This is a genomic window from Bacteroides faecis, from assembly GCF_020091505.1.
Lineage (GTDB): Bacteria > Bacteroidota > Bacteroidia > Bacteroidales > Bacteroidaceae > Bacteroides > Bacteroides faecis.
Window position 1 is genome coordinate 6,111,768 of sequence record NZ_CP081916.1, and the last position, 24,587, is coordinate 6,136,354.

Genomic DNA, 24,587 nt, shown 5'->3' on the forward strand with positions numbered 1-24,587 from the left:
TACAAAATTATTTATATAACAGTTTTACAAGATAACTTTCAATTTTTATCATAGATGGAATATATCTAATTCCTAATCCAAATCGAATCTTGCTAATACATATTCTAATCCATTTAAAATTATTCGAATACGGCCTACTTGGTTTTAGTATTTCAAATTTTAAAGTATCTGAATAAATATCTTCAAGGAGTACATCCCATTGAGGCCCAATTACACTTGGAAGAAAACGTTGATTATTTCTTTTCGCTTCATCTCCCATTTTTTTATTCAAACTATGATCAGTAAGAAGTTTCACAATATCATCTGCCATAGTATCCAAACTTTTAGATAAAATACCTGATTTCCCAGATTGTACTGTATCGAAATATCCATTCTTTCCTATTGTAACAACAGGTAATCTTGCTTCTCCCATCTCTACTACTCCCATTCCAAAAGTTTCTGTTCTACCAGAAGGATTGACAATTCCAACAGAAGCCTTTCGAAAGATTTCTTCTTTTCCTTCCCCAACAACTCCTAAAAATTTCACAGAAGGAATTATATTACCTTGTGTATCAAGGATATATTTTTCTAATAATTGTTCATATTTAGTAGATGCAATACCTAATTTTCCAAGTTCTGCTTCTCCATATAATTTTCCGCTCCCCATTACAAGTAATTTTGCTTCAGGTATTCTATTTAATACCTTCTTCCATATTGAACATAATTCAAGAAAACCTTTACCAGGAATTAATGCTCCCATATATACAACAGTTTTATGATCATCCTCTCTTTTTATATCAGGAAATTTGTCGGAATACATATTATAAATAAAAGTAGATTTCTTAATAACATCATCATCTATATACCTGTCATACAACTGTTTACCAACAAATACATTACATACAATTTGAGGTGTATTTGTTATAAAATTACAAAAATGAGAAAATATATAGTTATGCGACCATATAACCACTTTGCACTTTAATTTTGCAATTTTAACTTCTAAATTCCGATTGTTGAATTGACTTAAAATTAGAATATCCGTTTTCAATTCTTCCACTACATTACAGATATCACTGTCCCTTTCAATTTGGAAAAATCTTATACCTTGTTTAAGCCGATACTCTCTTACAGCAAGAATAGTCACATTATACCTCCTTGTATCATGTAAGTAGACAGCTAATTCTAACATACAGAACGGAGTTCCGCCCACACCCGGATTACCTTTTTCAATATGAGTAGCATCAACAGAACTACCAGTTCTAGGACCTAAATATATAGTTATATTCATCATATTAGCAGATTGTCAATTGGTATAATTCTACGATTCTTTTTGTTTGAATAACATTATTTTTATTTTCTAATACCCATTGTTGTGCTTCTTTTCCTTTTTTTTCTAATTCATCATACCCTTTCTCTAATACATTTTTGAGAGTGACTTTATAACCATCAAGAGTTTCTGACTCAAATAAATAAACAAACGGATAGTATTCAACAGGCATACCAGGTAACTTTGTGGTCAACAAAGGCCTACCTGTTGACATAAATTCTATATTTTTTGATGGGAACGAATACTTTGTAAAATCTTCTTTCGTAGGACGAGGGTTAACCAAAACTGATGCAGCATACTCAGCCTTCATAACCTCATCATTTGGAGCAACTCCCCGATATTCAATTCGTGAATCCTTCTTTATATCCTCTTTTAACTCCTTAACAAAAGGGCCACTTCCGTAAATAATCAACCGATAATTTACATTTGGAAGCGACATAAATGCATCCGTAAGTGTTTTCAAACCATAGCGTTCGTGTAACCCACCTGCATATAATATTGATTTTATACTTGTATCACAAGAATCCACGTGATTTGGTTGAATATTTGAATCGCAAAGACCTTCCATTACTATATAAGGTTTGTTGTTTTTATTAATAATAGAATTCATCTGTTGAGTCAAAAGAACATAACTATCGAAAGAATGTAAATACCAATGAATAATTTTAGACGAAAAGTTATATTTTTTCTTACTATTAGCTCCAGATGCACCAACCGTTAACCCAGGCATATCAGTAGCAACTCCCATACAGTGTAAACCAGTCAATTTACATGCAAATACAGCACCTATGCAAATACTAACATTCAAAATATCTATAAGAATAAACTTTTCTTTTCTGTTTATACTTCCCCAAAAAAGTAAATAGAAAAAAGTATACATAAAAAGACATATGTGATGAATATATGGAATATTTATAAATGGAATGTATTGATAGTGTATACCATCTTCTACTTCATCAGGTACATTCCAAAATAGTTTTTTTGAGAAACGCCGACTCATAGGTATAGAGGTCAACGTTTTAATATCAACACCATTCTTTGTTAATCCTTCAATAATAAGACGATTGAATTTTTGACCCGCATAACCTGGATTTAGTCCTGTATCAGCACTTATCTTATCAATAAGGTGTTTAGATGATAATAATGCTAAATATATTGCTTTCATACAAACCTATTTTCTATCAAAAAAACTTTATCTGTTCAAAATAGCTCTATAAATATCCTTTGAAATTTGATAAAAATCATTCTGTTCACGACTATTTTTCATGTCAAAACGACTCTGAACAGAAAGCTTTTGGCAAAGTTCTTGAGAACGGAATAAGCTAATTAGATTCATAGCAAGATGTTCATAATCTTCAAAACGATAAAGTAGACAATTCTCTTTGTTGCGAGCATATTCAGGAACGCCACCTACATAAGAAGCCACACAAGGCACACCTACAGACATGGCTTCCTTGAGCGTACTAGAATGGTTTTCAATTGCTGAGCACATAACAAAAGCATTTACTTCAGACATTTTTTTTGCCATATCCTCAGCTGTTAAACGGCCTGTATACGAAACTACCTCCGCACATCCTAATTCTGAAATCATTAAACGAATAAGCTTGTCATAACCACTTTGTTTTATCCACGATTTTACTGAGTTTACAGGTCGAAGAGGCGTACCAGGAATAAACAATTTCACATCGGGATAATATGCTTTAACAATCGTAAGAGCTTTCAACAACATGTGTAATCCCTTTATCGGATAGTTAGCAGCTGAACACATTATTGTATACGGTTGCATCTTTTCGAAAGACCATTCAATAGATGAAAATATCTCAGATATTGATAGAGGGCATCTAAAAACTCTAACGTCATGACACATTCTCATATAATAAGATTCTGCCCACTGATTCTCTACAATGATATTCTTTGCCATAGATACCAATTGTTTCTCTATAACAGCTCTTTTCAAATATCGTTTTTGAACCTTTTTAATGGTATCCCCTGTAATCACATCACGGAAAGTATATGACTTACGGAGTTCATCAGCAGTCAAACCTGCTTGATAGTATCTACCAATACTATCAAGAATACCTTGAACATACACCACAGATGGGATATTACCTGCTTCCTCAAGTGCTGGTATACTAAAAGGCATTTCAGTACCCCACAATTCTATCAAATCTGGTTTTTCTGCCTTTATAATTTCTCGCCAATACCTATGAGCCTTTTGGGACTTATAATCATATTTTTCATTAGGTACTCCAGGTATAGTATAATACGTCTCATTTTTAAAGACATATTTCTGTACTTCTCTAACAAAAGATATATTAACTATGACAATACTAATGGATTGATCCTCTCGTGATCTCTCCAACATTGCCTCCATCCACAAGCCACCAGTAGACTTCTTACCAAATAACTTCTCATGTAATGCACCTATAGGTTTATTGACGATCCAAAGAACTTTCATATTGTTGATTATAAAAAAGTGTAAATAAAGGTATAGTAAATGTTACAACACTAAGATTGTCTTTCGGATTAAAAAAAGCCATTACGACAAGCAGTATAAAGCTGAACAATAGGTAACCATAATATGGAGTTACCGAAAATGGTTTATAAAACTCACTCCAGATCTTCTTGTAGCTTATAACAAATGCCGCTAATCCCAATAGTCCAAATCTACCGAGACTGTCAAAGAACAAAGAGTGTCCACCAATACTTTTGATACCACCAAGCAAAGGACTTTTCAAGAATGACTGAATAGACATATTATAAAGTTCCATTCTACTTCCAACATCACCCTCGTCAGCAGATTTCATTCCATTTTTCAAGATCATACCTAAATCATTTAGTCGAGCAGCCATCGTTTCGCTTCCTACCGAAGATGAAACTCCAATCAATAGGTCACCAATGAATAGCTTGCTGAATATAAATATAATACCTGCAACGGTTATCAACCCCCAAATATGCTTTTTAGTTATGTGAACAGGTATAAAAAACAGAGAAAAACAGATTGTCATTAATAGCAATGCAGTGGTATACTCTGTCTCCAAAATAGTAATAACCAAAACCACTAACATGGTAATAGATTGTAATCTCTTTACTATTCTTGATTTAATCAAAAATATAAGCTGCGGAATCAACAGAACAAGCGAATAGGTAAACGTCAAGTTTCCAATATTCGCCATCTTATACATGGCAAATATATTAGCACCCATTTCCTCTTCCGGGAGCGCAAGTGTTCGTGCCGCACCAGGATACATTATACATCCCGCATAAGTAGTGATAGCTGTAAATACGTAAGAGCCTATAACAGCCCAAAACAGGAATCGCACCAACCTTTCATTTCCATACTTCGCAATATATAGTATCAATAATGGATAAAGTCCCATCTGCAATATCTGATATATTTTAATAGCAAAATTACTTGTACCAGAATACACCAACTCAAGAAAGTACAGACCTAGAATCGGAAGAATTGAACCCACACTATTGCTAATAATACGATTCTTCACAAAAATATAAGCATACAAAAAAAGTATGCATCCGGCAAATAAGACAGCGGGAGTTTTATATCCTAATGCCGGTATAGTTGTATGCCAAATATAGAACACAACAGCTATCAAGAAGAGGCTTGAAAATCCTTTATTAGTAGTATTGTCCATCATCTGAATAATCTTTTTACGATGGCACGACGGATAATATTAATTTTATCTATTGCAGACTGCTTGTTGACAGGGTACTTCAGTAACTCTGGAACAAGTGCTTCAATCATCCTGTATGCAAGAGTATTGTCCTCTCGCTCATCAGCCGTTGCAGCAAGCAGTAGACTTATCAGTTCCTGACAATTAGCAATCTGAATAGAATCAAAGTCGTTTATCGTAAGAGCTTGTTCTATGGCAGAAACCCATCCATTTACTCGTTGTTCAATATAGAAACGGTCTCTCAAGTCGATAAACGGAATAGGATATTTTTTAGCATTGCGTTCCCACTTTTCAAACGCCTCCTTCTGTCCGTCTGCTTTAAGTGATGTTTTGTAATATTTGAAGAACCCTTCTCGCAACGTCTCCATCGTACTACCCATGGTGCGTCTGCCGTACTGTTGTCCTGCTTCAAAGATTCCGCTCCTAATCACTATAGTATCCTCCGGTAATTGCTGTGGTTGACCAGATGAATAGAATATGATATCCGCCCCTTTGGAATTACCACCATTAAACTGAAGATACTCATCACTCCGTTCTTTTGATTGAGCCTTCATTTTGATGAAAGTCCATGGAAAACCAAATTTCTTCGCCATCTTCCCCGGAAGTTTTCTATCTGCCCTCTGCATCTTCGGATGTTCCATCGTATAAGTTGAGAAATCGACCTTTGCTGATAATGCAGAAGCTAACACTAATCGAGAGTCCTTTCCTGCCGTAAGTGCAATCAAAATTTTTCTCCCAGAATACTTTTCAATATTCTTAAGTGCTACAATAAGCCTACCGGTTACTTGTGCTATCTTATCCTCTGTAGTTAGGCTCCTCTTATCTACGAAACGCTCAATGGGCAATACCTCAAGTTTATTGGTAAAACGAAGCTGCTGAGTGCAAAACAATGCATTTACATTCGGCATTATAGTTCTAGGCAACAGATGCCAGTCAAGCCCAGAAGTCTGAACACTATCTTTGATGGGGTAACCTAGCACTTCTGCCAAGAGTGCCAATGATGATGATATTATCCACTCATTACCTCTAGTCCAATAGAATGCACTCATCAAGCCAGTAGCATCTGTTATCAACTCATTGCCACGAATAAGCAGCCATCGACCAGTCCAATTTTTACTAAGATCCAATAATGAGTCGCCCTCGAAATTTCTTATATCTTCAGCCACTTGTTTTGGGTAAACGTCAGTACAGAAAGCATTATCGACAAGTAGATAGTTTCTAGCTTTTTTATCTCGCTCCTGCTGTAATCTAAGTTCAGCATCAACGTATAAATACCCACCACAGAAGTCAAAGCAAGACATATCATTCATCTCCAACTTGGATGACGACAACACATATTGTTTTTTAGTTTTTTTAATCATGTTTATTCTCCAGTATGATTACTTAATTTTCAAGACTATCATATGGTGTTTTTCATCGTGAGCACTATCTACTACAACATACTGTCCATCTCTGCTCACCTTAGGATGTAAGTCACAACTTGCCGGATTTCCTTGATAAGTTGCATTGAATTTTCCGAGTTCGTATACCTTATTTTTTTCCTGATCAAACATAAGCAATCTCTGGATTTTGTTCTTATCAGGATATGTATCCGTAACCATTAATGAAGAATTATTTACAAATGTAGGATGCCCGTCAATCAAAAAAGAATCATTTCTGAATTCTTTCAAAAGTACATATTCTCCGTTATTTTGTGCGTAATATTGGTAATATGTAATCAATCCTCTCATCTTCTTTTCAAATGTTTGAGGATAAAAAGATCTACAAAAATTTGCCATACGGGTTTTGAAGGATAGCTTCTTCGTATTCGACAGTCTATTTCCGACTCTTGCATTGAACGATTCTTCCGTAATACCAACTCCCGTCTGAGGATACGTGTAAATAGCAAAATTATCACCATCCCATCCAAAATGCGACCATTGTGTTTTCTCCCAATTCGGTATACACGTCATTTGCATCGTATTCATGTCTACAATAATCAGACGCGTTACATAACGAAAAACGTCTTCTACAGGTGAAAAACGATGTAAAAAGCAAAATTTTGTTCCTTCCTGATTTATCATCACATGTTCAATCCAATGCTTTGCTTTCTTGAAATATGATCGACTGTCGAGAGTAATTACCTCCTGAATAGAAATGATTAGTTTGCGGGTGTTGTTTTCCAGATCAATCTCAAAGATTCCATCCTGTTCATAAACAGGACCATCTTTACTTTTATCAGCTACAGACTCATAATGATATGCACGACACCAATGAGCACGTTCCATATCAAGAGCAATAGACTTTTTTCCATCAGGTGTAATACCATAAATAGCCCAATCAATTTTGCGTTCTGTTCCAGTTTTAATATTATGGATGATGGCAATATGGTGATTATTCTCTGAACTATTATAGATTACCTCATTATCATTAAGCCATTGAGCCATACAACCCTGTTGCCAGTTCCAAGAATCAGACTCACCCACATGATGCCACTCACCAGAAGGGATATCATAGTAGCCAACCTTAATTTTGAGATCAGCACGTGGTTTTACTCCATCTTCTTTGATGCGATTGCAAAGTAATTTGGAATGATCACTGGTTAACGTGTCATAATTGTAATATCCGAACCACTCCGAGTATTCACTTGAAGATGTCTCAAATACCTTCTCAACATATTTTGAAAGCTTATATCCCTTCATTATCTATTCTTTGGTTTATATGATGCCATATCTATTTTGTTCTCATCATACTTTCCCGGGATAACATCCTCCACCAAAGTATCATAGAACATATCATCAAGATGCTGTACCTCAAATGAATCGTGAGTGCGTTGATACATTTTTAAGCCAATAGCAGCAGCCTCTTCTTTATGGGACAACACCCACAATATCTTTTCATGGAGTTTTTGAACATCCCCCTCTGGCACCAACATTTCGGAGAAACCAATCTGATAAGGAACAGAACCAGAAGTATCTCCAATAATTGGCTTCTTAGTAATTTGGGGCTGTATTGCTGATAGACTGAAAGTTTCTTCCCAGTGTGGAGTCGTCAAAGGCACGTGAATAGCACAATCAACTGCATTCCAATATTTAGCCATATCGTACCAATCCACCATACCAGTTTCTATAACTTTATCCTCTAAGTGACGTTCACAAATTATACTACGAAGACGTCCTTTCTCTTCATCTGAACCGGAACCCATCATGAGGTATTTCCAATCACCATTTAAAGGAAGTGCTCGAAGAATCACATCTACACCTTTATCTTTAGAGAATCGAGTAGCAGAACCAAAAACGTATGTAGAATCAGCAATATGGTATTTTTCGCGAATCTCCTTGCGAGCATTAACATCCTCATGAAACCACTCTTCGTTTACACCAACTTGAGTCTGCATATAGATAGGGCCCTTATACCCCTCTAATTGGAAGCACTTTATAGCATCAGGATAATGACAGAAGAACGCATCAATATGATTATTTATATAATTCAAACGTTTCTTACTCTGCCAATATATATATCTGCGAACCAACTTGTGCAAGAATGAACAGTTATCAAACTCAAGTTTCAGATTCATAGCAGGACCTCTCATGCTAAAAGCTATCACCTTCATCTCAGGATAATACTTTGAACGCAAACGCAACACCTGCTTTAGCGAATTCATGTTATGCGTACCAATATGATATACTATATCAGGATGAATCTCATCAAACAGATCCTTAAAATCAGGAGAAGTCCAGCCTAAATATTTCGATTTCTGCACTCTGAAGACCCTACGGTGATAATTATTCTTATCAAATCCTTGAGATTCAATTACCTTGTTTACCGACTTATCATACTGGTATGTTTTACCCCCATACCATTCACGCTTTTTAGGAGCCAACAGATACACATCAACATCAGGATGCTGCAACGCAAATAATTCCCAACGACGACAAAAATAACCAACTTGAAATGAGTGGTTAATAATAGCAACTTTAAATTTTGATGCCATATGTGATTATTTTATTTTCTTATGAATAATATTTCTAATCTTTTCTATTACCATAGATTTTTCGTACTTACTAAGCCCTAATATAAATACACAAAGTAATACTACTAAAGTAGACAGTACTGCAGTAATAACCAGTGAGAAAAATGATTCTTCAAAAAGTGAGCGAATATAATAAGATATTGCATAAGCAATACTGAAAATTATTACACTTCTGAAAATAGTGCCAAATATATAATCAGTTATGCTATATTGAGGCACATAATGGTGGAGTATGACTATTCTAACTATAAGCGAAAGTAAGCATGTAAAAATATTAGGAATTACAGCCGCATAGGGAGCACCTCCAAGAGACAAAATGATGTATGCTACAGGGACCTCTAATAAAAGTGTTGCTGCAAGGAGAATCTGAAACCACTTTACATAGCCAGTTGCTTGAATTGCTGTAGAAACAGTATGTGACATAGAGTATACACAAGAACTAATCAAGATAATAGCAACAAATGCATCTGTATACTTTGGAACTTCCCCCAACCAAAGACGAAGCACATAATGTTCATTTATCAAGAATGGAATCGTAATCAATGACAAAAGAAAAAACGCATATTTAGATCCTGCTATGGTGAGAGCAATACTACGATTCAGATTTCCCGCGGCATACTGTTTGGTAATCTGTGGATTCATGGCCATCGTAAAATTACTAGCAAAACTACTAATGATACCATTAACCTGTGTTGCTACACCACGAGCTGCATTGACTGTGGTTCCCCCAAAGAGATTAAGGATAATATTTAAGAGCTGATCTTTCAATCCCCACCCCATATTTCCAATACATCCCCATCCTGCAAATGAAAATATTTTTTTAAACAAGGCTCTATCAAACTGATACATAAAGGTACATTCTTCAAACTTACGCTTACAATATGTAGTATAAATTAAACGAACAGTAACTTGGATAAGTAAAATAAGAGTAGAGTATAATATCAATTTATCAATGGGTGATATCATAATCGCCAATGCCACACCTAACTTTAGTACAGTCTCTAAAATACTGATATAAGCGAACTGCCCCATCTTTTCGTGAGCAACTACACAGGACGAATAAGGTACACTAATGATTGAAACCGCTGTTGTAATCAAGCTACACTGCAAGACCCAGTTAGCAGCGAAAATACGTTCATCTGGAATTACAAGTTTAAAGTTTACTAATAAAACACCTATTATTTCAAACAGAACAACAACGATTACTGCTAAAGCTTTATGTGTAATAACAGCTGTACAGAATACCTTCTTCATAGATGCAATATCTCCTCTTCCCATCTCATAAGAAATGAAACGTTGCGAAGCTCCTGACAATCCGATATTAAGAAATGACAACATGGTCACAAGACCACCAACAAGATTATAAATACCATAATCAGTAAAACCTAATGCATTAAGTACAATTCTACTAGTAAAGAGTCCTACAAACATTGTTATCAACATTCTGACATACAGCATCAGAGTGTTTCTTGCAATAGTTTTGTTATTAGATGTATTTTCTAGCATATATGCTCAAATATTAGCTGGTAGCCAACCGACATATTTAGTTTTCTTGATAAAGGCATACCCCGAAAAGTACACCAAGCCTTTTATCCCCTTATACCCACGAAGTCTGATTAAACTTGCCCGGAACCTTCTGCGAATAGGTTTTAACATATTCCTATTTACCATAACGGAAACGTATATAGACATTAAACTCTTACAGGCTTTTCAGCATGACAGCACTTACATCGTATATACTTCAATAATCTTTAATATATTTATACTAACAGCCCAATTTTTGATACAGCAAATTGTTATTGATTATCTTCTATGTGTCGTGCGCCCAATGAATATCTAAATTAGATTGTTATTAAATCAAAACGTGCGGAGGATTCGAATCTCTGTGAAACCTATACACATGTTTAACTTTATGTATAAATATAGCAAGGCATTGAGGGGAAAGAGAGATCACATCTCCTTGCGCCAAACCATTTTATTCACAACACCGACGTAAGATTGAATAATTTTAACCACCTTAGTGGATACATTCTCGTCGGTGTAGTTAGGTACTGGAATCCCGTAATCACCATTTCTGACAAGTTCGACGGCGGTATCAACAGACTGAAGAAGTCCTTTCTCATCAATTCCACTGAGGATGAATCCAGCCTTATCCAACGACTCAGGACGCTCAGTAGAGGTTCGAATACATATCGCAGGGAAAGGATGTCCAACGCTGGTAAAAAAGGAACTTTCCTCTGGAAGAGTACCGGAGTCAGATACGACTGCGTAGGCGTTCATTTGGAGACAATTGTAGTCGTGGAAACCGAGGGGCTGCTGGACTTGTACTCTTGGATCCAATTGAAACTCTGAAGCTTGTAACCTGTTACGTGAACGTGGATGGCAAGAGTAAAGAATTGGCATATCATACTTCTCTGCCATAGCATTGATAGCATTAAAAAGAGAAAAGAAATTCTTCTCGGTATCAATGTTCTCTTCACGGTGAGCACTCAATAAAATATACTTGCCTTTCTCAAGTCCCAAACGCTTGTGAACGTCAGATGACTCAATATCTGCAAGGTTCTCGTGGAGTACCTCGGCCATTGGAGAACCTGTAACGTAAGTGCGTTCCTTTGGGAGTCCACAATCCGCCAAATATCTTCTGGCATGTTCAGAGTATGCCATATTTACATCGCTAATTATATCAACGATACGGCGATTTGTTTCTTCAGGAAGACACTCATCTTTACAACGGTTTCCAGCTTCCATATGAAAGATAGGAATATGCAGACGTTTTGCACCAATAACACTCAAACATGAGTTGGTATCACCGAGCACGAGAACACCATCCGGCTTTGTCTGAGCAAAGAGTTTGTAAGAACAGTTGATAATGTTTCCACAAGTGGCTCCTAAATCATCGCCTACAGCATCCATATATACTTCAGGCTCTGCCAACTTCAAATCTTTAAAGAATATGCCGTTGAGGTTGTAGTCGTAATTCTGACCGGTATGGGCAAGAATCACATCAAAATACTGACGACATTTGGTGATAACAGCTGCCAAACGGATAATCTCGGGACGAGTACCCACTACGATGATAAGCTTCAACTTACCATTATCCTTGAACTTTATATCTGAATAATCGAATTTGGGTTGTTTTTCCATGATCATTTTTTCACTTTATCAAAGTATGTATCCGGTTTATCCGGGTTGAATATCTCATTGCAGTACATAACCGTTACCAGGTCTTCCGTATCGGAGAGATTGATGATGTTATGGGTATATCCGGGAAGCATGATAACGGATTGTATTTTGTCACCACTTACCTCATAGTTCAACACTTCCTCTGTACCTTCCTTGCGGAGTTGGATAAGTCCATGACCGCTGACAACGATAAATTGTTCCCATTTGGTATTGTGCCAATGTTCACCCTTAGTAACACCCGGTTTGGAGATATTTATACTTACCTGGCCACAGTTCAAGGTATGTACAAGTTCTGTAAATGAGCCACGCTGATCTACATTCATCTTCAGATCAAAGATTGCTTTTTCTTTGGGCAAATAACTCAGATAAGTGCTATACAATCTTTTGGCAAACGAGTCTGACGGGATTTCAGGGATCATCAGCGTCTCTGGCATTTCTGCAAACTGATGCAGCAAATCAACTATTTCACCTAATGTAACCTTATGGGTAACCGGACAATAACAGTATCTGCCATCCACCAATGGATGTACATCAAGACCTTCAAACTCGCAACGATGTTCCTCGCCTTTCAAGGCATGAATCATCTCGTCTACGAGATCGTCAATGTAAAGCAGCTCCAGTTCTACACGTGGGTCATTGACTTGTATCGGAAGGTCGTTAGCGATGTTGTTGCAGAATGTAGCGACAGCACTGTTGTAGTTGGGACGACACCATTTGCCGTAAAGGTTCGGAAAACGATAAATCAGCACTTTGGCTCCCGTATCTTTACCGTACTGTAGAAATAAATCTTCACCAGCCTTTTTGCTGCGACCGTATTCGCTGTTGCCAAAACGACCTGTCAGAGAAGCTTGTGCACTGGAAGAGAGCATGACAGGACAAGTATTATGATGTTTCTTCAGTGTATCAAGCAATGTGCCTGCAAAACCGAAATTACCTTTCATGAACTCCTCATTGTCTTTGGGACGGTTCACTCCGGCAAGGTTGAACACAAAGCCGGCTTTCTGACACCAGACATCTAATTGTTCGGAAGTGGAATCGAGATCGTACTCAAAGACTTCATCAATCTTCAGATCACCATAACAACGAGCCTTTCCGTTTTTGATATTATTAAGTTGGGCACAAAGATTTCTACCAACAAAACCTCTGGCACCGGTAACTAAAATATTCATAGCTCTATTATTGTACAAAATTACCCTCGCCACTCAATTCCTTTTTGATGTAATCAAGAGCAGCTATTTTAGCCTTGGTCTCTTCTACATTCAATATATAAGTATTATTAGAATTAAATTCTGTAAGTGTGTTACGTTCCGTTTCACCTTCTTTGAAGAATTTATCATAGTTCAATCCACGATTATCTGCAGGAACGCGATAGAAATTGCCCATATCTTCAGCCTTGGCACATTCCTCATTGGTAAGCAATGTCTCATACATCTTCTCACCATGACGGATACCGATAACCTTGATATCTTCTTTCTTGCCTCCAAATAATTCACAAACAGCCTCCGCCTGAGTCTGAATTGTACAAGCCGGAGCTTTCTGTACGAGGATGTCACCGTTCTGCCCATGTTCGAATGCGAACAATACAAGGTCTACCGCCTCTTCCAACGACATGATAAAGCGAGTCATCGTAGGCTCAGTTAGTGTTATAGGATTACCGTTGCGAATTTGCTCTATCCACAGAGGGATTACAGAACCACGAGAACACATCACATTGCCATAACGCGTACAGCAAATCTTGGTGTTGCCTGAGTAGCGGCTCTTAGCTACAGCAATCTTCTCCTCAACAGCTTTCGTGATACCCATAGCATTGATAGGATAGGCAGCCTTATCCGTAGATAGACATATCACAGCACCGACGCCAGCCTCAATAGCAGCTGTCAAAACGTTATCAGTACCGATTACATTGGTTTTCACTGCCTCCATGGGGAAAAACTCACAACTTGGAACCTGCTTTAAAGCCGCAGCATGAAAGATATAGTCAACTCCAGGCATTGCGTTCTTACATGACTGCAAATTACGTACATCGCCAATAAAGAACTTGATTTTGTGCGCCACATCAGGATACTTTACCTGATATTCGTGACGCATATCATCCTGCTTCTTTTCATCCCGTGAAAAAATACGGATTTCACCGATGTCGGTACGGAGGAAACGATTCAAAACTGCATTGCCGAAGGAACCTGTTCCACCAGTAATCATAAGGGTTTTACCTGCAAAAATGCTCATAATGGTTTTATCTTTTTATTTTTATATAATCGATTTATGGATGTTATTTAAATGTGCCATAATACTTAGCATACCACCCCGCAAACTTTCTCAATCCCTCACGTAGTGATGTTGACGGTTTAAATCCAAAATCTTGTTCCAAAGGAGTCGTATCAGCATATGTCACTGGTACATCACCAGGTTGCATCGGTACCAATTCTTTGTGCGTCTCAAAATCGTAATCATCGGGAAGTACCTTGGCTGCTATGAGCTCTTCCTGAAGAATGGTCACAAAATCAAGAAGATTCTCGGGTGAGTTGTTACCAATATTATATACTTTGTATGGTGGAATTGGAAGTCCGTCATCGCCATTCTGTTTCTCAGGTGCATGTCGCATGATCCGAACAACGCCTTCCACAATGTCATCAACGTAGGTGAAATCTCGTTTGCAGTTACCGTAATTAAAGATCCGAATAGTCTTGCCTTCACGGAGTTGGTTGGTGAAACCGAAGTATGCCATATCGGGACGACCACAGGGACCATAAACGGTGAAGAACCGCAAACCTGTACTTGGTATGTTGTAAAGCTTACTGTAAGCGTGAGCCATTAGTTCATTACTCTTTTTAGTAGCAGCATAGAGTGATACAGGATTATCCACCTTATCATCAGTACTATAAGGCACTTTCTTATTACTTCCATATACGCTACTGGAAGAAGCATATACCAAGTGCTCCACACTATAATGACGACAGGCTTCTAAAATATTATAAAATCCAATAAGGTTACTTTCAATATATGCATCGGGGTTAGTGATGCTATAACGCACACCGGCTTGAGCAGCAAGATTCACGACTACCTGCGGGTGGTGGTCAGTGAAGATGGAGTCAACAACTCCCTTTTTAGCAATGCTGTCTTTTATGAAAACAAATCTGTCACCATAAGCAGACAATTCTTGTAAGCGTTCATATTTTAAACGTACATCATAATATTCGGTAATACTATCAATACCGACAACCTTCACGCTATCAAATTCATTCAGCAAGCGTTTTACCAAATTGGCTCCGATAAAACCGGCTGCACCCGTCACCAAAACCACTTTGTTCTCTAAACTAACATTGTATGTTACCATAAAGTTAATCCCTTTGGAAAATGTCACGAGTATATACCTTGTCTTTCACATCATCCAGACAAGAATCGTAGCGGTTGGCGATGATGGCCTGACTTATTTCCTTGAATTTGATCAGGTTATTGACCACTTGGCTACCAAAGAATGTTTCACCATCCTGCATAGCAGGCTCGTAAATTACAATAGTAGCGCCCTTCGCCTTGATACGTTTCATAATCCCCTGAATGGCACTTTGACGGAAGTTGTCAGAATTGGACTTCATGGTCAGACGATATACGCCAATGGTTATTTTTTGCTCTTTCTGGGCATCCCATGAACAGGAGGCAGTATAATACCCCGCTTTACGCAGCACTTGATCTGCGATGAAGTCTTTTCTTGTACGGTTACTTTCTACAATAGCACTCATCATGTTCTGAGGTACATCCTGATAATTGGCTAACAGTTGTTTCGTGTCTTTAGGCAGACAATAACCGCCATAACCAAAACTAGGATTATTATAGTGCGTACCAATACGAGGGTCCAGTCCAACACCCTGTATTATCGACTGGGAATCCAGACCTTTCATCTCCGCATAAGTATCAAGTTCATTAAAATAACTGACACGCAAAGCAAGATAGGTGTTAGCAAACAGTTTGACAGCTTCCGCCTCCTTTATGCCCATAAAAAGAGTAGGAATATCTTTCTTGATTGCACCTTCCTGAAGCAATGCTGCGAAAGTATGCGCAGCTTTCCCTAGGGCGGGAACATCAGCAATGGACTTAATAGCTTCGTTTTCCTCGTCAAACTGCTCGCCATCAATCAGTTTTGGATAGCCAACAATGATACGACTTGGATATAAGTTATCATAAAGAGCCATACTCTCACGAAGAAACTCCGGAGAAAAAAGCAGGTTAAGCTTCTTGACTCCCTTACGGGCATACTTCAAATAAAGTCCACGGCAATATCCAACAGGAATAGTAGACTTGATTACCATCACAGCATCAGGATTGACACTTAAAACCAGATCAATGACATCCTCTATATGATGGGTATCGAAATAATTCTTCACAGGATCATAGTTAGTAGGAGCCGCAATGACCACAAAATCAGCGTCACTGTATGCCTTGGCACCGTCAAGCGTGGCGGTTAGATTCAATGCCTTTTCAGACAAATACTTCTCTATATACTCATCCTGAATAGGTGATTGTTTACGATTGAGCATATCTACTTTCTCAGGAATCACATCGACTGCCGTCACCTGGTGATGTTGCGACAAAAGCGTTGCTATGCTAAGACCAACATAGCCGGTACCTGCAACAGCAATCTTCAAATCTTTTGTATCCATTGTTGATTTATGTTAGTGTTATAGATTATTCCGGTTGCTTATCCAGAACTTCAAATCGAGGTGAATTCTTGGATTTAAACTCAGGTACCACTTTCTTCATCAGCTTCACTGTATCCATGATCTTTACCGTACGGGATAGCTTCTCAAACTCTGTATAAGTATCAAGGATATCAGCATATTCATAGTGACGTACCTTCGCTATCATTATCTTCTTATTCTCGGTAGGAATCGTATTCTCCTTATCACTCAGGACTTCTTCATAAAGCTTCTCACCGGGACGCAAGCCCGTAAACTTGATCTCAATATCTTCACCGGGACGATAACCGGCAAGTTCAATCATACGGGTAGCCAGGTCGACAATCTTCACGGCCTTGCCCATCTCAAAAACAAAAATCTCATTGCCTTCACCCATCGTAGCAGCCTCCATTACCAGACGGCAAGCTTCGGGAATAGTCATAAAGAAACGGATGATATCAGGATGAGTCACTGTGACAGGACCGCCATTCTCGATCTGTTCTTTAAAACGGGGAATGACAGAGCCGTTACTACCCAATACATTGCCAAAGCGGGTAGTGATAAATTTGGTATGGCCTTTCACTTTGCCCTCACGGATAGCACATCCCAGGCTCTGTACATAGATTTCGGCTAATCGTTTCGAGCATCCCATGACATTAGTAGGATTCACAGCCTTATCGGTAGAAACCATGATCATCTTCTCAGCTCCGTATTCAACTGCCATATCGGCAACCTGACGGGAACCGACAACATTGACCAATACAGCTTCACAGGGATTTTCCTCCATTAACGGAACATGCTTATATGCAGCGGCATGAAAGATTATCTGAGGCTGATAGATATCGAACACCATACGAAGACGTTCTTTTACACGGACATCTCCAATGACAGGAACAAAATCAAGACCGGGATAATTCTTCTCAAATTCCAAACGGACATTATGCAAAGGAGACTCAGCGGAGTCAAACATAATCAGTTTCTTAATATTCATCTGAGCCAGTTGCCGGCAAAGCTCGCTACCAATACTACCGGCAGCTCCTGTCACCAGCACAACCTTGCCACAAAACTCAGTCATCACCTCCTCCATATTAATATGAATTTCTGAGCGGCCCAGCAAATCCTCAATCTTGATAGGACGCACCCATTGGTGGAAACTTCCGTTTTCGTCAGCCTCACTGATACTCGGAGCTATCAATGTTTTCAACCCGTTTCTTTTACAATACTGAAGCAAACGTCCTTCCTCTTCACGGGTATTTTCATAGCGGGCAAACAAGATACCTCCGATACATTTCTTATGAATCAGTTTATTGAAGCACTCTTCATCTTTAAAAGAATAAACAGGAAGATCAGCCACACGCCGAATAGAGTTACCTGCCCCATAAATACAAAAGCCTACAACTTTATAATGAGAACTGTTCAGTAACCGAACTTTCAATGCCACACTCTTATCATCAATGCCATAAATCAGAATACGCATATTCTTTTTATTCAGTACATTCAGCAAGAATTCATAAACAATAATCAATTGCATACGAAACCCAACCATAACAATAAAAGTAAGCATAGCGTCAAACAGTACAAAAATTATTTTCTGACTGTTATGTAATCCCGTCTGTGGCAGAAGAAACCAAATGACAATGGCTATGCAGACAGCCTTTATGAGCACACTTCCCGCCAACCTCCATAATTCCTTCAACTGGGAAAAACGGATCGTATTACGATAAGTATGAAATAGAGTAGCCCCCAAAACACTCGATATAACTGAAACCGCCAAGATATGGAAAAGCGAAACTATTTCTTTGGAAGTTTCCGTAATATAATGAATGCCAATAAATGACACCCAAGTACACAGTAAAGCTATGAATGTATCGATTCCCAATACAACCCAATAACTAAAGTAGTTTTTCTGTAAATAATGAATAAAACGGTCAAATGCGTGTTTCATAATTTAAATCCCCCAATTAATTATCATATATTCTTACAACGCTGATTATAAACAACTAGAATAATAGTATATAATCGTACATAATTATATTATTTCTATCAAATCAGGATTTACTTCTACACCCACCGAAAAGAAATTAGGCAGTTCGACAAGAAGACGTTTGACTTTAGAGCCACGGGTAGTAAGCAGACGGCCTTCATAACCTTCAAAAGGACCTCCAATAATACGGATCATACGACCATACATTGTATCGCTTATCTCTTCAGGTAAATAATATTTAGGATTTTCCGAACCTCGGACAGCACGTATAAAACGCTCCATATCCAAATCGGCAACCAGCATAGGCTGACAATAACCGCCACCTTTCTGGTAACGATATTGAAGGGTCGGTATTTTACGAACAAACAGATCTAGAACTTCTCTTGTATCGTGGATAAAAAGCAGGTCCTGCATAAACGGTACTTCTTCACGAATTCGTTTGCCATTTTTCAACTTTAACCGCCATTGCATAGGAGTAAATACTTCTAGATGTTCATCACTGAGCTGCTTATAAGCAGGCAATTTAGCATTGGGACGTTTGAGGTCACGCATTACATACCAATGCATCCGTTGTTCATCTTTCAGGAGCGCCATAAAACCTCAAGCCAATAGTTCTAATCCTACCTGATTACATACAACGTTATATATCAAGTAGTTATCATCATATTTCACAAAAGTTAGAGATCTCTCCCCACTATTATTAAACTTTTTCATCTTCACCATACAAGATGCATTCAAGGTCTATTTACAACCTTACTTTTTATTTCTCTCTATAAGATAAATAAAAAGATGTAACATTTAATTCAACGGTTTAAATATCAGACAGTTATAATCATTATATAATTGATAATGATTAAACATCTGTTAAGTAAATCCTTCTCTAGAAGAAGCAATTACCCAAAATTATATATGTTTTATGCTATTATTTCCAATAAATTACGTACCTTTGTGCCCGTTGGTATTTCTCTTATAGAGAGAACCATATTTTGCTAAACATATTTAGCTTATATCAATATTATCCCTTCTTGTAGTTTCTCTTTAATAGCCAGTGCGATATCATTATAGAATTAAGAATGATATATAATGACTATTAAACCGTTCCGAATTCCCGTTTTACTTTGTTATACCCTTGCTTTAGGAAAGTTTTAATATGCAAAAGAAATAACAGTAAACCATACATATCCTTTGATACATATTGCCGATTTACAGTTTCATGGCTATATTGTAGATTATCTCATCTCTACAATGACTTAAGAATAAGACTGTTCGCCTTGTCTACCAAAGAAGCATCCAATGAGGCTAGATAAATGCGAGTAGTGTTCTCCGAGTCATGTCCCATAGCTTCACTGATAACAGACAAGGAGATATTTTTACTTTTGGCAATACTAGCCCAGGCGTGGCGGGCAACATATGTAGTTAAAGGTATGGATAATCCTAACTGCATCCCAAGTCTCTTCAGTTTTAGATTCACCAAATGGGCAGTTTTTTTATACTGTTTCCTTCCGTCCACTTCCATATCTCGTATAATAGGTAGTAGGTAAGGGCTCCCCTGAGTATCATACTTGTTAATTATTTCTTGCATTGGCTTCTCCCATTTGATGAACAACTGTTGCCCTGTCTTCTGTCGGCGATAAGACAAAATACCATTCTGCAAGTCTTTCTTTCTCAAAAAAGCCATATCAATGAATGACATACCACGCGTGTAAAAAGAAAACATAAATATATCCCTTGCATAAGCCAGAGAAGGACTCTTTGTTAAATCAAGCTCCCTCAAACGGCGAATCTCCTCTAACGGAATAGCACGTTTAACCGTCTTGTCTATCCCTGTATATACATATTTAAAAGGACTTCGCTGAACCGTCAAGTCCTTCTCCACAGCACGATTATAAATAGCCCGAAGATTCCGCATATAATAAGAGGTGGTATTCGGACAAATACCAGTAGATTTTAAAAAGCTCTCATATTTCATCATCAAACTGGAATCAACTTCTTCCAACAGGACATCTTTCCCTTTACGGAAACGTATGAAGCTGTTTAATGTAGTCATATAAGTTTCAGCAGTACGGTGTTTCCCGACTTGATTTAACTCTTTGATAAGATTTAGAGTAAAGGATACAAAACCATTATTCTCTGTGGATGCACAATAAAGCTCCACCAGACTATCCGAAGTATAAGCAATGCCTGAACGTTCAAGACGAGTAATAATATTCTTCAGTCTTATACTATCCTCCATCAGAGAATTCTTCAAAGAAAGCAAGTAATCTCTTCGACTTTCACTGGTTGCTGAAGGTAGAATAACCTCCGAATGTATCGCATCCCATTCTGCAGGAAACAACTTGTATCCGGTATGTATTTGTCTTACTATACGTTTATGAATCACTTGATAGAAAAGTGTACCTTCTTTCGTAGCAACGGAAGATGCACGGAATTTTACTTTTACTGTTGCCATACAAAATTATTTCTCTAAATAAATTATAATCAAACGTAAACTTATAGATATTGAATGATCTGAATAAAACGTTTTATCTGAATTTAACAATAATCACTCTCCATAATTCACATTTCATTATTTCTTCACTACAGAACATACAATAATCGAAATAACTTGTTGCTTTACCTTATTTTAATAACTAATTCTTGTTTTTTATACTCCCAAAGCTTTCCATACAACAGATTTCCGATTCACTGAACTTTCCTAAGATTTCTTTTTTCAGTATAAAAAATCCGTCACATATCTATCTCATCCAACACAAAGCATTCGCCTTAACCTCAATTTGGCAGATTTCTCCAATTTTGCTTTCAACATCCTTAGCTCATTTGCTATCGGCTCGGGGAGAGTAATGTCGTATCGTGAGTTACGACCAATATTCTCCTGCTGGGGTGAACACATTCTGACGGAACATTAGCCGCCCATTCATCCGTACCACCACCGACAAAGATAAAGTTGCCTTCACCTAAACTCTCTAAATTCAAAGAATAGAGGAGCAGATACCATTTATTCTTGATATACGCCCAAATATTTATTGCTGTAAGTATCAATGATATTACTGAAATTACAATGGCAATCCAACACGTTCTCTTGAGAGTATGTATTTTCAAGTCCTCTTCTATTTTCTTGTTTGAATGTTCTCTTGTATAACCTCCATTTTGGATATACTATATTTCCAAATCTGTTATTTCTACTATTATTATTTTTCTGTTCAGCCTCCTTATCAGCTTTGGGAGACTCTACTAAGGCTTTCTTTTCATTTTGAAGTACTGCGCCGTTTACAGATTCTAATTTTTGTCCTTTCTGTCCATCTTCTAAGATTTTAGTGGTTACTTTCTAAATTTTCGAGAGCAAATATAAGCAACAAAGTAAAGAAAGGAGGGTAATCCTTTTAAAATCAATCTGTTATAAAAGCATACCTACTAGTAAGTTATCTTTATATCCATAGATTTGCACCTATTAAACTACATATGAACTTCATTGAAGGTCAATTGACTTTTCATAGGTTCTTTCTTGATTTATGAACAGACAGTTCCACCGTTGAAAACAGCCAGCATATTTCCCAGCGAAACTGTCTATTCCGGTTAATTACCTGAAGCTACTTGCGCCCCCATTTTTTATTAGAAACTCTCAATATGTCCAAAGCCCGCTCAACATCAATTACAACGACCTTACCGTTTTGAGAAATAGCTGCATCAATGACACCGCTACTCTTTATGCGTTGAGCAGTCGAAACCGAACACCCCAGAACGAAGACAAATCCGAACGTGCCGTATACCACCCCTTTATTACTTAAAGAAATCGCCACCGGCCTGACTTCTCCGCTCCCCCCCCCTTCTGCATCCTGAATTTAAAACCTTCCAAAAAATCAGAGAGTGTAGTCTGGAATAAAGACATACCAAGGATATCTAAAATACTTTTTCCATTTTCATATTTATTATATTTAATAATGTAATCAAGCTTGAAAACGGGGCAAATATAGACATTGTCTTTGATATAGCAAGCTAATATTCAGATATATAAAAGCTAAAACAGAGCTATACAGAATAGCTGAAATATAGCAAGAAAATAGCTGGAATAATTTACAAGGAAACAAAAAATACCCTTGTCCGGGAAGGGACAAGAGGAGTGGATAAAGAAATACAGAATGATGGTTTCAGAAGAGTTCATAAAGAAACACAAGAAGGAATTTCAAGTCCTTATCTTTCTCTCTTACAAAATAGTTATTCTTTTCTAGTGCAGGAGAAACCCTGTTATCATCCACTAAACCCAGTTCGGTCATTATAGAGAAATCACATGAGGGATTCTTATTTATACGCCCGGTAAAGAGAGATTTGCCCATTTTCCATTTGTTGTGATAAGGAGCACATACAATGCCAATGAACAGTGAGAAACTCCTGGGAGAGGCAATCCATTCAATGGATATGGTACCCTCAGACTTCTCACCCCTGCCAGTCAACACATAAGTCAACAGTTCTAGAGATGTCTTTTCATAAAAATACTTACCCCGCATTCCATTAAACAATTTACCAATAATCTCATTACTCAGAGGAAGACAAAAGTGAAATTAGAAAAGACAGGATAAGAAACAGCAACTTCACTGGTTCGCTGTCCATCAGCCGCATTTTCTTTAGGAAGGGGAGACATTGTTTCAAGATACTGGGTGCAAGAAAACAAGTCATGCTCTTTAAGCACTTCTCCGGCAAATAAATCAGAAGCACCAACGGTCTGCTCTGCCGAAGACTTATGCAACGGCTCAATATTGTTACCTTTTGAAAAGCGTCCGTTATTCTCAGGAACAGATAGCCCGATATGGACTGTAGTACAATTGTTTATTTTATATATATTCCCTGCATGCTTCCAACTTTTATGAGAAAGATTATCCAAAATGAATGCCTTGGAAGTCTTAGGATCAACTACCATAAGGGTAAGCAATTTTTCTCTTATCTCCTTACCTTTGATAACACAATAAGTGACACCCGCTCCCGCAACTGCACCAGCAACAAAACAACTAACTTTCCCCCATATGGCAGAAGAAAGATGTCTACCTGTAGAGGATAACATGGAGGTATATGCATTTCCTAGGATACATCCAATTGCGTTTTCCATATAATTATTTTTTAAATAAATAAAAAGATACCCTATTTTCCGAGAACCGCCCCAAATATACGAAAAAAATATAATTACGCCATATTATCTACGTACTGAAAAAGCACTTATTTAGTAAACTATTCTTTATCATTAACGTCATCTTTATATTTACTCCTAATAAGCTACGTATAAACTTCATTGGAGATATCAATTTCATTATAGAATTTTGCCCTCACATTCCCAGTGAAACTGTTGTCTTTGAAGTTGCATCACTCTTTCCAATCCGCTTAACCGAATCATTAAAAGTAGACATTTCCCAGTATTCTTCTCCTTTTTATTATATTTATGAATAGAGACTGCTTCACTGCCAATATTAGCTAGCACTATTACCAGCGCAACAATCTAGTCCAATTCATTATTTGAATTACTTACGCTCTCTATTTCTATTTGGTCCCAAATAGATCAGAGCTTACATTTCGTCAACCTAATACTTCTTGCATTATTTTTCTGCAATCAAAGTCTTTTATTACAACTATTATTTAAATGTATCATTGAAAATAGCTATATTTGCGACTAGTTTATTAGGACAGATATGAACCAACTTTAAGAACAACGCGCATAAGCCTCTGATAATCAAACATACATGCAAATTTACAT

19 protein-coding genes are annotated in these 24,587 nt (G+C 37.4%); all 19 read right to left on the reverse strand.

What is annotated here, in order from left to right:
* Window positions 1–7: 7 nt before the first annotated feature.
* The 19 genes from K6V30_RS24450 to K6V30_RS24540 all read right to left on the reverse strand — a co-directional run bounded on the left by K6V30_RS24450 (window position 8) and on the right by K6V30_RS24540 (window position 23,948).
* A complete protein-coding gene (locus K6V30_RS24450; RefSeq protein WP_109115616.1) occupies window positions 8–1,273 on the reverse strand; it encodes a glycosyltransferase family 4 protein in 1,266 nt (421 codons plus the stop codon).
* Window position 1,274: 1 nt separating this feature from the next.
* Window positions 1,275–2,474: a glycosyltransferase gene (locus K6V30_RS24455; RefSeq protein WP_109115617.1), complete on the reverse strand. Its 1,200-nt coding sequence runs from the start codon at window positions 2,472–2,474 to the stop codon at window positions 1,275–1,277.
* Window positions 2,475–2,501: 27 nt separating this feature from the next.
* A complete protein-coding gene (locus tag K6V30_RS24460; RefSeq protein ID WP_109115618.1) occupies window positions 2,502–3,767 on the reverse strand; it encodes a glycosyltransferase family 4 protein in 1,266 nt (421 codons plus the stop codon).
* Window positions 3,742–4,965: a hypothetical protein gene (locus K6V30_RS24465; RefSeq protein ID WP_109115619.1), complete on the reverse strand. Its 1,224-nt coding sequence runs from the start codon at window positions 4,963–4,965 to the stop codon at window positions 3,742–3,744. The genes K6V30_RS24460 and K6V30_RS24465 overlap by 26 nt, the downstream gene beginning before the upstream one ends.
* Window positions 4,962–6,362: a hypothetical protein gene (locus K6V30_RS24470; RefSeq protein ID WP_224207228.1), complete on the reverse strand. Its 1,401-nt coding sequence runs from the start codon at window positions 6,360–6,362 to the stop codon at window positions 4,962–4,964. The genes K6V30_RS24465 and K6V30_RS24470 overlap by 4 nt, the downstream gene beginning before the upstream one ends.
* 18 nt (window positions 6,363–6,380) lie before the next feature.
* Window positions 6,381–7,682: a hypothetical protein gene (locus K6V30_RS24475; protein ID WP_109115621.1), complete on the reverse strand. Its 1,302-nt coding sequence runs from the start codon at window positions 7,680–7,682 to the stop codon at window positions 6,381–6,383.
* Window positions 7,682–8,974: a glycosyltransferase gene (locus K6V30_RS24480; protein ID WP_109115622.1), complete on the reverse strand. Its 1,293-nt coding sequence runs from the start codon at window positions 8,972–8,974 to the stop codon at window positions 7,682–7,684. Before K6V30_RS24480 ends, K6V30_RS24475 begins: the two co-directional genes overlap by 1 nt.
* Before the next feature lie 6 nt (window positions 8,975–8,980).
* The gene (locus K6V30_RS24485; protein ID WP_109115623.1) at window positions 8,981–10,519 is read right to left on the reverse strand and encodes a lipopolysaccharide biosynthesis protein; all 1,539 of its coding nucleotides are present in this window, start codon (window positions 10,517–10,519) and stop codon (window positions 8,981–8,983) included.
* A 444-nt stretch (window positions 10,520–10,963) separates the two neighbouring features.
* Window positions 10,964–12,157 carry a UDP-N-acetyl glucosamine 2-epimerase gene (locus tag K6V30_RS24490; protein WP_109115626.1) on the reverse strand — a complete coding sequence of 398 codons (1,194 nt, stop codon included), beginning with the start codon at window positions 12,155–12,157 and terminating at the stop codon, window positions 10,964–10,966.
* Window positions 12,158–12,159: 2 nt separating this feature from the next.
* Window positions 12,160–13,365 (reverse strand): polysaccharide biosynthesis C-terminal domain-containing protein, encoded by a 1,206-nt coding sequence (locus K6V30_RS24495; RefSeq protein WP_224207229.1) that lies wholly within the window; start codon window positions 13,363–13,365, stop codon window positions 12,160–12,162.
* Window positions 13,366–13,372: 7 nt separating this feature from the next.
* Window positions 13,373–14,422, reverse strand: coding sequence for a polysaccharide biosynthesis protein (locus K6V30_RS24500; protein ID WP_224207230.1), 1,050 nt, complete (start codon window positions 14,420–14,422; stop codon window positions 13,373–13,375).
* 43 nt (window positions 14,423–14,465) lie between these two features.
* A complete protein-coding gene (locus K6V30_RS24505) occupies window positions 14,466–15,530 on the reverse strand; it encodes an NAD-dependent epimerase/dehydratase family protein (RefSeq protein WP_130062189.1) in 1,065 nt (354 codons plus the stop codon).
* Between the two features lie 4 nt (window positions 15,531–15,534).
* On the reverse strand, window positions 15,535–16,851 hold the full coding sequence (locus tag K6V30_RS24510; protein WP_224207231.1) for a nucleotide sugar dehydrogenase: 1,317 nt from the start codon (window positions 16,849–16,851) through the stop codon (window positions 15,535–15,537).
* A 25-nt stretch (window positions 16,852–16,876) separates the two neighbouring features.
* Window positions 16,877–18,811 (reverse strand): polysaccharide biosynthesis protein, encoded by a 1,935-nt coding sequence (locus tag K6V30_RS24515; protein ID WP_224207232.1) that lies wholly within the window; start codon window positions 18,809–18,811, stop codon window positions 16,877–16,879.
* 84 nt (window positions 18,812–18,895) lie between these two features.
* Window positions 18,896–19,444, reverse strand: coding sequence for a UpxY family transcription antiterminator (locus tag K6V30_RS24520; RefSeq protein WP_109114752.1), 549 nt, complete (start codon window positions 19,442–19,444; stop codon window positions 18,896–18,898).
* Window positions 19,445–20,090: 646 nt separating this feature from the next.
* Window positions 20,091–21,299, reverse strand: coding sequence for a tyrosine-type recombinase/integrase (locus tag K6V30_RS24525; RefSeq protein ID WP_010539245.1), 1,209 nt, complete (start codon window positions 21,297–21,299; stop codon window positions 20,091–20,093).
* Between the two features lie 1,138 nt (window positions 21,300–22,437).
* Entirely contained in the window at window positions 22,438–22,647 is a 210-nt protein-coding gene (locus K6V30_RS24530) for a DUF3853 family protein (RefSeq protein ID WP_224207233.1), read from the reverse strand.
* 348 nt (window positions 22,648–22,995) lie between these two features.
* Window positions 22,996–23,352, reverse strand: a complete 357-nt coding sequence (locus tag K6V30_RS24535) for a hypothetical protein (protein WP_109114750.1) — start codon at window positions 23,350–23,352, stop codon at window positions 22,996–22,998.
* 32 nt (window positions 23,353–23,384) lie between these two features.
* Window positions 23,385–23,948: a hypothetical protein gene (locus K6V30_RS24540; RefSeq protein WP_109114749.1), complete on the reverse strand. Its 564-nt coding sequence runs from the start codon at window positions 23,946–23,948 to the stop codon at window positions 23,385–23,387.
* Between the last annotated feature and the right edge of the window lie 639 nt (window positions 23,949–24,587).